A 13,927-nucleotide genomic window follows, 5' to 3' on the forward strand; every position below is an offset into this window, starting at 1 on the left:
TCACTGACTTAAATTACATTTCTGCTTTTTAATTCGTTCTTCTTATTCTCTTATTCTTTTGTATCATTAGCTCGCTGTTTTGTGAAACATCTGTTTCTCAGACAGCTTAGTTATTCTATCAAATACATAAAGTTTTGTCAAGCTTTTTGACAACTTTTTTTATAAAATTTTACAGTTTTTCTTAAACCCTTTTATAGAAGGGGTTTCAAGAAGTAAAAATTATTGCATTTTCATAAAAACTTGCAGTTTTTTTCAAAAAATTAAATAAATTATTTTGAATTTTTTTTAATATATTATCGTGTATTTAATAGTTCACTAGTAATAATTACCCTTAAATTTATTTTTTATACATAATTATAATATAATAAATAAAAAAAGGACCAATTAATGATCCTTTATAATTAAATTTATTCTACCGGTTTCATTGTAGGGAATAAAATTACGTCTCTTATGGAACTTTGATTAGTAAGAAGCATAACTAATCTGTCTACACCAAAGCCAACTCCTCCCGTAGGCGGAAGTCCGACTTCAAGTGCATTAATAAAATCGGTATCGTAAGGATGAGCTTCATCATCCCCTGTTGCTTTCTTTTCCATTTGAGCCGCAAATCTTTCTCTTTGATCAAATGGGTCATTAAGTTCACTAAATCCGTTACAGTATTCATGACCTGCTATGAATAGTTCAAATCTTTGAGTATATCTATCATCATCCATACACTTTTTAGCGAGCGGAGAAATTTCCACCGGATGATGTGTAACAAAAGTAGGCTGGATTAACTTTGCTTCACAATGTTCTTCAAACACTTCTTCTATTATTTTACCGATACCCCATTCTTCTTCAGGTATTACATTTAATTTTTTAGCTTCTTCTCTTGCTACTTCTATATCGGTGATTTTATCAAAATCCACACCTGTTTCTTCAGTGATAAGATCAACCATCTTCACTCTTCTAAACGGTGCTTTAAGTGATATTTCGTTATCTCCAAACGCAACAGTAGTTTTACCTAAAGTTTTACTTGCAATATATTCATACATTTTTTCACTCATATTCATTACATCATTAAAGTCAGCATATGCTTGGTATGATTCCATTGTTGTAAACTCAGGGTTATGAGTTGCATCCATTCCTTCATTTCTGAATATTCTTCCGATTTCATATACTTTATCAAAACCACCTACTACTAACCTTTTTAAAGGCAGTTCGGTAGCTATTCTCATATACATAGGAATATCCAAAGTATTATGATGTGTAATAAAAGGTCTCGCATTAGCCCCACCTGCCAAAGTACCGAGAACAGGAGTCTCAACTTCAACAAAACCTTCACCGTCCATAAAATCTCTCATGCATTTCACGATTTTTGAACGCATCAAGAAAACATCTTTTACTTCAGGGTTCATTATTAAATCGACATATCTTTGTCTGTATCTAAGCTCAGGGTCCTTTAGTCCATGAAACTTTTCAGGTAAGACTTGAATTGATTTGCTAAGTAATATAACTTTTTCTACTCTGACAGAGATCTGACCTCTTTGAGTCTTGAAAACTTCGCCGTCAACGCCCAAAATATCTCCGATATCATATGCTTTTATCAATGCATATTCGTCTTCGCCTACCACATCTTTTTTAATGAATAACTGAATCCTTCCGCTAGAGTCCATAAGATCATAAAATCCAACTTTCCCCTGTCCTCTTTTAGACATAAGCCTACCGGCAAGTTTTACTTTCTTACCTTCATATTCTTCAAACTTTTCATTTATATCTTTACAGTAAGCATTATATTCAAATCTGCTTTCTTTATATGGATATTTGCCTTCATCGGTTAATTCTTTAAATTTATCAATTCTTACTTTAACTACTTCAGGTGCGTTATCATAGAAATCACTCATACTTTTGACCTACCTTATTATTTAACTTCTAATATTTTTAAATCTACTATACCATCAGGAACTTGAACTTTTGCAATTTCACCGACTTTTTTACCTAAAAGAGCACTTCCTATAGGTGATTCATTCGATATTTTGTTATTATCCAAATCAACTTCTTCGCTGCCTACAATAGTATAAACAACTTCCTCATCAAAGTCAGTATCATATACTTTAACATCACTGCCAAGAGAAACTACGCCGCTTGCTTTATTTGTATCATCAAATATAACCGCATTCTTAAGTTTATATTCGATTTCTCTTATTTCGCCTTCTATAAAACCTTGTTCCTGTTTTGCTTCATCGTATTCGGCATTTTCACTCAAATCACCGAATTCTCTGGCAGCTTTTATCTTAGATGCTACTTCGTGTCTTTTTACATCTTTTAGATAATTCAGTTTTTCTTCTAATTCTTTATATCCTTTTTTTGATAAAATTACTTCTTTATCAGCCATTTCGATACCTCTTAATTTATTTTCTAATTCTCAATCAATCTGTATATTATAAATACTAAGGACATTCCTGTCAAGTATTACTCCTCATTAAAAAAAATCAATTTAAAACATTTATCATATAAATATTTATCTAAATCTACATTTATTATGTCATTCTTACTTTTTACTACTTTATCCTCGTACATAAGAGCCTCTAAAAAAGATAATTCCAAATTTTTAACATTGCTTCTTTCAATATTAATATTTGGACACCTGACTTTTATATTATTGATTTTTCGTCTTGCTTCTACTATTTCTTTCTTTTTATATAATGAAATATAATTATCGGTTTTTATAATGTTTATTTTATCACTGAAAGTTTCTCTGCTTAAATCAAATATCAATTCACAGCTCTTTGAAGAGTTTATATCTTTACTTACATATATACTGCTTCCGATATCTTTTAAAATATTACCAGAAATATTATCCCCTAAATAAGGATTATTAACAAAAAAAATCACCAGTGGAAAATATTCGCAAATCATCTTAATGTATTCATAATTTGATTTGCCATCTATCATTAAACCTATTTGAGTTTTATCCGGAGACTCAATTATTTTCTTCACCTTTTCAAATAAAGTTTTAAAACGAAGTTCCCTTCCGTCTAATGTCATTAAATCCACATTTTCAAATATTTTTCGGTCTACATCATTTTCCAAACAAAGATATTTTATATCATCTTCTTCAATTTCTTTATTTATTCTTTCTAAATTACGACCTCTTATTATTTCGTCATTATTAACAAATAAACTTTTTGCAATAAATTTGAAACTGCTGTCCTTTATATTTGAAGGCTCTATCATTTTAGGATAGCCAAAAAATAGTTTATGTAACTTGTTTATAAATATTTCTTTTTTAGTCAGAACAAAGTCATCTTTATATCTATCATAATTAAAAACATAAAAAAATTTCATATTAACTCCCTATAACTACCATGAATCATATTATTTATATCTGTTTTAATGTTATGTTTTTTGTGATAGAATAATCACTGAGAATATTTAAAATTTTTTACATAAAGAGGTCATATTTTAATGAACAAAAATCAACCTATAGGCATACTGGACAGCGGAGTGGGTGGACTTACAGTCTTCAAACAAACCGAAAGGCTCTTGCCTAATGAAAATATCATATATTTGGGCGACACGAAAAGAATGCCCTACGGAAATAAATCTGAAAAAGAAATAATTATGCTTGCAAATAAGATGATACGTTATTTGGAAGAACAAGGTGTAAAGGCAGTACTTCTCGCATGCAACACCATTTCTTCTCATATAGATAAACTTACTTCAACAGTTCCTATATTCAGCATAGTAAAAGCGGGAAGCCAACTGGCAATAAAAAAATGTAACGAAACAGATGATGAGCTAATAGGGCTTATTGCCACAAAAGCAACGGTAAACAGTGGATCATACAATAAAGAGATAAATAAAATAAATAAAGATATTAATATAATATCAAATGATTCTACAAGACTGCCTAAAGTCATAGATAGTCAAATCGAAAACAAACCTCTTTTAAATCAGCTCATCAAAGAATGTATAGAACCTATATTAGATAAAGATAAAAATGTCAAAAACCTGATTTTGGGCTGTTCCCATTTCCCTATAATAGAAAAGGAAATAAATGATATATATAATGAGTTGACTTTACTTGATCCTGCAGAGCAAATGGTTGAAAATGTAAGGATGTATTTAAAAGATAAAAATTTACTTAAAAATAGCGGAACAAGCCATAAGACCCTTTACACTACAGCTGATATATTGGAATTCGTATCTTATATAAAAAGACTTAAAATCAATATAGATAAGCTGGAAAAAATAAAACTATTTGAAAATGATTAAGGATAACGATAATGATAAAAATCATACTAAGCTATATCGAAGAAAAAGCTTTCTTTAAAGCAAGTAGAGATATAAGAAACGAACTCGAAAATCAAAATATCAATAAAGTATTTTTCTTAGTCCCTGAACAGTTTACCGTAGAAGCAGAAAGAATGCTTACGGATAAACTGAGCGCAAAGGGGCTTATTGATATTGAAGTGCTTAGTATAAAAAGACTTACAAATAGAATTATATCAAAAACAAGAAGTGAAATGCCTCCCGTACTTGATGACAGCGGGAAAAGTATGATAATAAAAGTTATCTTAAATAAATTAAAAAATGAACTCACATGCTTTAAATCTTTAACAAATAAAGCATCTTTCAATGAAAATTTAAGCGAATTATTCAGCGAACTTAAAAAGAGCAATGTAAGCAGCGAAGATTTAAATCCGGATAATTTTGATAACAAAAACGAAGAGGATTATTTCTATAGAAAGGCTCTTGATATACATAAAATATACAAATCTTATAATGATTTTTTATCAGAGGATTTTCTGGATTTTGACGATGTAACTTTATACGCAAGTTCTGTACTCGATAATGTAAGATTTTTGGATAATACAAGCATTTACTATTTCGGATTTGAAGGCTTTGACAGAAACGTGTATAGCTTGATTGAAGCTATTTCAAATGAGAACATAAATCAAACTTTTCTTTTTACAACCAATACAAATGAAGATACAAATAACGAATCCTACAGAATAATCGATGATACATTATATAAATTAAGAAAACTTGCAAAGGATAACGATGAAGAAATAGTTACCGAAGTCGATAAAGAAGACGAAAAAGAAAAAGATATTAAATTTCTGGCAGATAATATATTTTCATACGACACCAAAACCTTCGAAGGTGAAATCAATAACATAGAAATATTCAAAGCCTCTACAGTATATGAAGAAGTAGAAAGGACAGCTCTTAGCATACTTAAATTAGTAAAAGAGGAAAACGCGGACTTTAAGGATATTCAAGTTCTCCCTTCTGATTATGACACTTATAAAGAATTAATAAGCGAGACATTCAAAAAACATAATATCAGCTTTTTTCTCGATAACACAACGAGCATTATGGATACAAATATCTTACGAGGTATTTTAAAAATATTAAACATAGTAAGCGACAATTTCAAGACCCATGATATTATATCCTTTTTAAACACCGGACTGACCGATTTATCTAAAAATGACATAGAAACCTTTGAAAATTACGCTCTCGAATTCGGCATCAAAGGCACTATGTGGACTGTAGATTTTAAAAGAAACAATCCGGATAATGAATATGATTTGAATTATTTAAATGAAAAAAAAGATGAATTCATGCTTCCTTTGATAAATCTACGAAATAACTTAAAAGACAAAACATCTGTTAAAGAAATAACAAATATATTATATGACTTCATGGAAGAATTCGGATTATATGAAAAAATAATCGACCTAGTAAATAAATTCAAATATAAAGAAGACTTTGAAAATGCAAATAAATTTGCTCAAATTCACAACAGTATAATCACTGCACTTGAACAAATCTATGATTTCCTGGGAAATGAAAAACTTTCATTAAGCGAGTACACTAAAGTATTGGAAAGCGGATTTAATTCACTTAAAATAGGAATAATACCGTCAACCATAGACAGTGTGAATATAGCAAGTTTATCCAGAAGCAGGAGCAGCGAAATAAAATATTTATTTATACTGGGAGTGAACGACGGGGTTCTTCCAAGCAACTTCGCAAATTCCAGCGGTATTTTTTCAAATAAAGAAAAACTTATGGCTATTAATGAAGGCATTAATCTAAGAACTACAGAACAATATAAAATAGACGAAGAAAGATATTTCCTAACAAGCGTTATATTAAAGACCGAAAAGAAGATATTTATTTCTTACCCGATTACCGGTACCAGCGGTGATGAACTTCTTCCCAGCTCCATTATCTTTAAAATCAAGGATATAATGCCAAAGATTAAAATCGAAACTATTGATAAAAATAACCTTGAAGATAATTTAAGTTTGATATCAAACTATGAAGCAACCTTTAAATATTTATTAAACAATAAACTACATAAAAATTATAACAACAAAATAAATACTCTATGGGATACGATATATGACTTATATCAAGAAGATGATAAAGGAAAGTATTTAATAGATATCATGAATAGTGCTTTATCCTTTAATAACAAAGCCGTAATACAAAATAAGAAGCTGGTAGATGAAATATTTAAAGGCGAAATAGTAACTAGTATAAGCAGGCTGGAAACCTACGCAAAATGTCCTTTTAGTTACTTCGTTTCTTATGCTCTCAAGCCAAAAGAGAGAAAAAAGAATGAAATAAATAAACCGGATATAGGAAACATACTCCATGAAATAATATCGGAATTCTCAAGGAAGATAATAGAGAAAGAAATAGACACAGAGAATATAGAAAAACAGGAAATAGAAATAATATCTTTTGATATCACCAATGATATCATAGATAAATATTCTTCCGGAAAACTTAAAAATATCATCAACAGTGCCTACTTTAAAAGTAAGCTTATTCGTAATGCTAACTATTCTTTAAGTACGATTGTATCGGAGCTTAACAGAAGCAATTTTAAAATAACATCTACAGAAAGCAAATTCAGTGAGGAAAATGAAGAAGCGATAAAAATCGTTACTAATAAAAATAATTTAATGACAATCCACGGGATAATAGACAGAGTAGATAGTTATGAAGATGAAAATGGCAGCTATGTAAAAGTAATAGACTATAAAACAGGAAACGCCACTTTTGATTTTATAAAAAGTTACTATGGTATAAGCATGCAGCTTCCTATATATTTGACTGCGGCAACAAATAATGAAGACAAAAAACCTGCGGGGGCTTTCTATTTCAAAATCACACCGCCTATAGAAAATATAAAAAGCTCATCTTCCTTAGAAGAAATAAAGGAAGCGGTAAAAGAAAATAAACTTGACGGCGTAGTTTTGGATGACAAAGAATTAATGGATAAAATAGATAATAATAAAAATTCCATCAAGGTGAACAGAGATAAAACGAATATACTTTCAAGCGAAGACTTTTCAAATTTAATCATTCACACAAAAAATAAAGCTAAAGAAATAATAGATGATATAGCAGAAGGTAAAATAGAAATTCATCCTTATATAGATAAAAACAACTCTACACCTTGTGAATGGTGCAAATATAATAATATTTGCAAATTTGATACTTGTTTTAAAGATAATAATTATAACAAACTTAGCAATTTGCCTAATAAAGAAATAAAAGAACTACTCTCAAAGGAGGCAGAAAATGAACTGGACTAAAAGTCAAAGTGATGCTATCAATACAGATAATAAAAACCTCCTTATAAGCGCAGGTGCCGGATGCGGAAAGACCGCGATCCTCACAAACAGGATCATCAGATTGATGCTGGAAGAAAAAACAGACATAGATAAATTTTTGGTGGTTACTTTTACAAATGCGGCTGCAAGCGGAATGAAAGAAAAAATAAGAAAGCTTCTATATTCTAAAATAAAAGAAAAAGGTAACGACAAAAGATATCTCTTTGACCAAATTTCCAATCTTGAAAAAGCAAATATATCCACTCTTCACTCATTCTGCATAAGTATAATAAGGGAATATTATCACCTTGTCGATGTAGACCCCGCATTTAAAATAATAGATTCCACCAATGCAAACATACTTATGGACGAAGCATTCGATATGCTTTTTGAAGATAGGTACAAAAAAGAAGATAAGGATTTTATAAATACTTCCCTATCTTATTCTTTTAATTCCGATGAGGAAGAGTTTAAAAATATATTAAAGGAAATATATTTCTTTATTTACAATAGACCAAATCCCTTTAAATGGCTGAGAGAAAAAGTTGAGTTATTTAATGCTGACTATGCAGATATAGAAAATAGTATATATATAGATATAATCAAAGATAAAATAAACGGATATTTATCGTTGGCACTTGATTATTCAACTAAAGCTAAAGATAAAGCAATAGGATATGAAGCAAATGACGATTTACTGGAAATTTTAAACATGGATTTGGACGGGCTTAAAAACGCACAAAATATAATGAAGAATGATTTAGAAAAATTTATTACCTTAAAACCCTCAGATATATTTAAAAGATTTAAAGCCGGTGGGCTAAAAGCAGAAGAAAAAGCAGAAGTTCAAAATCTCAGGAACGAGAGTAAAGATATATTAAAAAAAGCACTAAACATTTTAACATTTAATTATAAAGATATCATAGACGTGGTTCATAATCTCTATCCTCACATGAAAGTAATCGAAAAGGCGATCATAGATTTTGATATATATTACACACATTTAAAATCAGAAAAAGGAGTCCTCGAATTTAAAGACACAGAGCATTTATGTCTTAAAATACTTGAAGATGAAAAGGCAAGAAAAGAAATCTTATCTAAGTTCGACTACGTTTTTGTTGATGAATATCAGGATACAAACCTTGTACAGGAAGCAATTATCAATAAAGTAATCAAAGAAAACAATTTATTTACAGTAGGAGATGTAAAACAAAGTATTTATCGTTTCAGACAAGCTGAGCCGGAAATATTTTTAGATAGGATAGATAAATATAAGAAAAAAGAAAAAATAAATGAAACTATTTATATGAACACTAACTTCAGAACTAATAGAAATATAATAAATGGAATAAATTATTTGTTTGAAAAGATAATGTCAGAGAAAATAGGAAAAATAGACTATGATGAAAATGAACGGTTAATAGCCGGCAGAGATGAAGAAATAGAAAGTAAAATCGAAGTTCATCTTATCAATAAGGATACAGCCGATGTTGACTCAATTGACTCAGAGTTAAGTGAACTCAGCACAGAAGAAAGCGAAATAACATATATAGCTTTAATGATAAATAACCTTATCGGAACAGATATTTACGATCCGGAACTTAAAGAATACAGAAAAGTTAAGTTCAGCGATATTTGTATACTTCACAGAAGTGCAAATATGAGGATTAAGAACGTTAAAGAAATATTCAATAAATACTCGATACCGGTAATGAGCGAAAAAGAAATAGAATATTTTAAGACTCTTGAAATTGAAACGATCAAGGATTTTTTAAGCATTATTAACAACTTTAAAGATGATATTACCCTTTTATCAGTAATGAGAAGCCCTATATTCAATTTTACGGTGGATGAACTGCTGGAGATAAAGATTTCCACAAGAGAAATTAATTATTATAAAAGCGTTTTATCCTTTAAAAGCAAAAATAATGTAAATGAAGTTTTAAAAGAAAAAGTTATACATATGCTTGATGTAATCAATAATTACTATGAAAAAAGCCTATACACATCAGTTCCGGACTTAATATCAAGTATATATGAAGAAACCAATATAATGGATTATATGAGTGCTCTTCCTTTTGGGAATATAAGAGTAAACAACATGAAGACACTGCTCATAAAAGCTAAAGAATATGAAAGTTTTTCAAATGAAGGATTATATGGATTTATAAACTTCATGGACTACGCAAAGATCCAAAGTGAAAGCGGATATGCTTTCAGCGAAGACAGCGAGAACAGCGTAAACTTCATGTCCATACATAAAAGCAAAGGTCTAGAGTTCCCTATAGTCATTTTAATGGGATGTCACAAAATGTTTAATATGCTTGATACGAAGAAACCCATAATGTTAAATAAGGATTTGGGAATATGCCCTTCTTTAATTGATTTGGATAACAAGTATAAAGTAGACAGTATATTTAAGATTTGTGCAAAAATAGTCGAAAACAATGAAATATTAAGCGAAGAAATGAGACTGTTATATGTAGCTTTAACAAGAGCAAAGGAAAAGCTGATACTGACATCATACTCAAAAGATACTAAAAAACTTATAGAAAAACTGCCCAATAATGTGACACCTTACTCTGTAGAATTTTCAAATTCATATATCGAATGGATCATGCAGGGGATTTTAACTAAAAAAATATACGATGAAGAGAATAATATAATTCACGAAGACAATAATTTTATAATATATAATAACAAAATAGAAGACTTATCAACAGAGTTATCAACAACACAGAATAAACAAAAAGAAGATGAATTCAAATTAGAGGGCACAATAATAAATAAAATCAAAAGTGATTTAAACTTTAAATATAAAAATATAGTAAATACCACTATTCCAAGGAAAGCAGGAGTAAGCAGTCTTAAAAATATAGATTTGCTTGAAGTAGGAAACAATGTAATAAACTTAAGGGAAGCACCAAAATTCAAACAGAAAAAAACTGCTCTTTCAAGTGCAGAAAAAGGAAACATAATACACTTTATATTTGAAATAATCGATATTGATAAACTTAAAACAGCTGAAAATCTAAAATCAGAAATAGATAATCAAATCAGAGAATTTATAGATAAAAAAATGCTTAAACAAGAAGAAGTGGATAATATTGATATCAATTATATTTATAATTTCTTTAACAGCAAAATAGGAAAAAAACTTCTAAATTCAAAAAAAATATATAGAGAACTTCCATTCAACCTAGCGTTAAAGGCAAAGGATATAACTAGTAAATGGATAGACAGTGAAGAAGAAATCCTTGTTCAGGGGATAATAGACTTAACTTTTGAAACAGAAGACGGAGCTATGATACTCGTAGATTATAAAACGAACCATTACAATAATGAGGATGAAAAGAAGGAACTTTTAAAAGGATTTGAAGTTCAGCTTAACTATTATAAAAAAGCAATATCGACACTATTGAACAAAAAAGTGAAGCACAGCTACATATACTTTTTAAGTAAAAATGAAATAGAAGAGGTTTAATATGAAGACCGTCGGAATAATCAGTGAATATAACCCTTTTCATAACGGACATAAATATCAAATTGAAAAGGTAAAAGAAGAATTGAATGCGGATAATGTAGTTTGTATAATGAGCGGAAACTACACTCAAAGAGGAGAGCTATCAATAATAGACAAATATAAAAAATCGGAATTTGCAGTTAAAAACGGTGCAGATGTTGTAATTGAGCTCCCATTTGTTTACGCATGCTCTACCGCAGAAATTTTTTCTTCTTCGGCAGTCAGTATTTTAAATAGTTTAGGCATAATAGATTATTTATGTTTTGGAATGGAGGACAGTGAAAAACTTGAAGATATAACAGCAGTATGCAAGTTCCTTTTAACAGAGAGCGAAGAATATAAAATTAAACTTAAAGAGTATTTAAAATTAGGGTATTCTTATATATCATCCAGAGAAAATGCAGTTAAAGATATTTTAAATATAGACACCTCTTTCATGAGTTCTCCCAACAATATCTTGGCTATGGAATACATCAAAGAACTGATAAAGTTAAAATCAAATATCAAACCTTATCCTATAAAAAGGACAGCAGCATATAAAAGTACTGACAGCAGTAATAAATTTTTAAGTGCCTTTGGTATCAGAGAAAAAATACTATCAGGAGAAGATATAAGTAACTTCGTTCCAAGTAATTCATATAACTTCTATTCAACATTAAATAGAGCAAATTCCCAAGTTATAGAAAATTACTTCAGCACGATTAAAAACATTATTTTATCAATGGAAAGTGAAGAACTATATAAATATGCAGATATGGAAATAGGTCTTAACAACAGGATTTATAACAATATATTTGAAAGTAAAGATATAGAAGATTTGCTTAATCGAGTAGCAACAAAAAGATATACAAAGAATAGAATAAGAAGGATTTTAATCCACATCCTTACAAACTACACTAAAGATGAACTTAATAAATATAAAATGCATACTCCGAAGTTTATTAAAGTATTGGGATTTAATAGCAACGGCAGAGAATTATTAAAACAGATAAAGAATAATGATATAAAAATATTTAATAATTATAATAAAGATATAAATAAATTAAATGAACCGGATAAAGAAATAATCAAAAAAAATATTAAAGCGGATAATATATATAATGTAAATCACGATAAATTCAATCTTGACTTTTATAAAATGGCATTTTACAAGGACAAGTAGCATATATTTAAAATATGAAAAAGAAAAATTTTTTATATTTTATTATTTTAATGACAATTTTAATATATTTATTCATAGAAACAAAAACAGCTATGGCAGCTGTAAAAGAAGGCGGAATGCTATTTTTTACAAGTGTACTACCATCTTTATTTCCATTTCTTGTACTTTCAAATATGTTTTTTAAATTGGACTATGCAAAATATATGGCAAAAATATTTTCCCCATTCATGTCTAAATACTTTAAATTAAGCGGAAAAGGTGCATATCCGCTTATTACAAGTATGATTTCGGGTTATCCAATAGGAAGCAAGACCGTAAGTGAGATGTATCTTAATAATCAGCTGTCATTTAATGAAGCAAATAAACTGATTTCTATTTGTTCTACACCGGGACCTATATTCGTTATAGGAACGGTAGCGACTGCCTTTTTAAATCTTCCGGCGTCCGGTCTTATAATACTTCCAAGCATTTATATGGCACTATTTATATATGCTCGATTATTTTTTAAAAGAGAAAATCATGTTTTTATGGGTTCAAATAAGCAAACATATAAAAAACATTATAACGTCGGAAAAATATTTGCAGAAAGCGTAAGCAACAGTATGGATACACTGATAAACGTACTTGGTTACATAATGTTTTTTTCACTTATTATAAATTTAATGGATACCACATTACTTACACATCTGGATATCCTTCCATTTAAAATAAATATGTTTTTATCCAATTTTATTAAAGGTATAATGGAAATGACAATAGGTATTAAAGGTCTGAGCGAACTTAATTTTATTTCTGCCCCTATTATGATAGGTGTAATAACTTTCCTTTTATCATTCGGAGGCTTATGTGCAAATATGCAATGTATTTCATTCATTTCAAATACAAATTTGAGTATAGGAAAATACCTGTTATCAAAACTATCTCTGGGTTTGATATCCGGAGGAATATCATATATATTGAGTTTTATTTTCCTTAAAGATGCTACGCTTACTTTTAATATAGGGATGAAAATACCATTTATGTTTAATTTGACCTCTTCATTGATATTTGTCACAGTATATACTTTTACTTTAATAACACTAATTACTTTAATAAAAAAAGAGATATGATTTCATATCTCTTTTAATTATTTTTCTTCTCTTACTTCCGGCGGTCTTGAGTTTGTAGCAGACTTTCTCATCTCTTTTAGTTCAACCTTATTGTCTTCCACCACATTGATCATATCCCTTAATTTATCCTGAAGATCTTTAAGCATTGCGGCAGAATATTCGATAGAACCTATTCTCATATTAAGCGATTCCGTATTAGCCTTTTTAAGCATATCTTCAGCTTTATTATATGCACTTCTGGTAATTTCATCGGAATCTATAAGTTCTTTAACTTTTCTTTCTGCGGCATTCATAATTTTGTTCGCTTCTCTTTCCGCATTGCCTATAATCATTTTCTCTTGTTCATTTATCCTTATTGCATCTTTTAAATCTCCCGGCATCTCTGCTCTGATTTCATCCAACAAATCAAGAACTTCATCAGGATCCACAATAATCTTTGTAGAAAAAGGAACAGTAGCACCATTTTCAACTAAATCTTGAAGTTTATCCAATAATTCTAATACTTTCATAT

At 29.3% G+C, this 13,927-nt stretch carries 9 protein-coding genes; 5 read left to right on the forward strand and 4 right to left on the reverse strand.

The features are described from left to right. Positions 1 to 407 precede the first annotated feature (407 nt). From lysS to NSA01_RS02535, 3 genes are all read right to left on the reverse strand, one after another. Positions 408 to 1,883, reverse strand: a complete 1,476-nt coding sequence (gene lysS, locus NSA01_RS02525) for a lysine--tRNA ligase (protein WP_257479943.1) — start codon at positions 1,881 to 1,883, stop codon at positions 408 to 410. A gap of 17 nt (positions 1,884 to 1,900) precedes the next feature. Beyond that, entirely contained in the window at positions 1,901 to 2,374 is a 474-nt protein-coding gene (greA, locus tag NSA01_RS02530; protein ID WP_257479944.1) for a transcription elongation factor GreA, read from the reverse strand. A gap of 77 nt (positions 2,375 to 2,451) precedes the next feature. Further along, positions 2,452 to 3,327: a hypothetical protein gene (locus NSA01_RS02535; RefSeq protein WP_257479945.1), complete on the reverse strand. Its 876-nt coding sequence runs from the start codon at positions 3,325 to 3,327 to the stop codon at positions 2,452 to 2,454. Positions 3,328 to 3,447: 120 nt separating this feature from the next. Here NSA01_RS02535 and murI point away from each other — a divergent pair, with 120 nt between their 5' ends. Genes murI through NSA01_RS02560 form a run of 5 tightly spaced genes read left to right on the forward strand, consistent with a single transcriptional unit; the run spans position 3,448 to position 13,416 of the window. Continuing rightward, positions 3,448 to 4,257, forward strand: a complete 810-nt coding sequence (gene murI / locus NSA01_RS02540) for a glutamate racemase (protein WP_257479946.1) — start codon at positions 3,448 to 3,450, stop codon at positions 4,255 to 4,257. An 11-nt stretch (positions 4,258 to 4,268) separates the two neighbouring features. Next, entirely contained in the window at positions 4,269 to 7,604 is a 3,336-nt protein-coding gene (locus NSA01_RS02545) for a PD-(D/E)XK nuclease family protein (protein ID WP_257479947.1), read from the forward strand. Further along, entirely contained in the window at positions 7,591 to 11,106 is a 3,516-nt protein-coding gene (addA, locus tag NSA01_RS02550; protein WP_257479948.1) for a helicase-exonuclease AddAB subunit AddA, read from the forward strand. Before NSA01_RS02545 ends, addA begins: the two co-directional genes overlap by 14 nt. 1 nt (position 11,107) lies before the next feature. Further along, positions 11,108 to 12,307, forward strand: a complete 1,200-nt coding sequence (locus tag NSA01_RS02555) for a nucleotidyltransferase (protein WP_257479949.1) — start codon at positions 11,108 to 11,110, stop codon at positions 12,305 to 12,307. Positions 12,308 to 12,321: 14 nt separating this feature from the next. Continuing rightward, positions 12,322 to 13,416 (forward strand): nucleoside recognition domain-containing protein, encoded by a 1,095-nt coding sequence (locus NSA01_RS02560; RefSeq protein WP_257479950.1) that lies wholly within the window; start codon positions 12,322 to 12,324, stop codon positions 13,414 to 13,416. Between the two features lie 17 nt (positions 13,417 to 13,433). Here NSA01_RS02560 and NSA01_RS02565 read toward each other — a convergent pair whose 3' ends face one another. Beyond that, positions 13,434 to 13,925 carry a hypothetical protein gene (locus NSA01_RS02565; RefSeq protein ID WP_257479951.1) on the reverse strand — a complete coding sequence of 164 codons (492 nt, stop codon included), beginning with the start codon at positions 13,923 to 13,925 and terminating at the stop codon, positions 13,434 to 13,436. Between the last annotated feature and the right edge of the window lie 2 nt (positions 13,926 to 13,927).

The organism is Anaerofustis stercorihominis (genome assembly GCF_024623185.1).
GTDB lineage: Bacteria > Bacillota > Clostridia > Eubacteriales > Anaerofustaceae > Anaerofustis.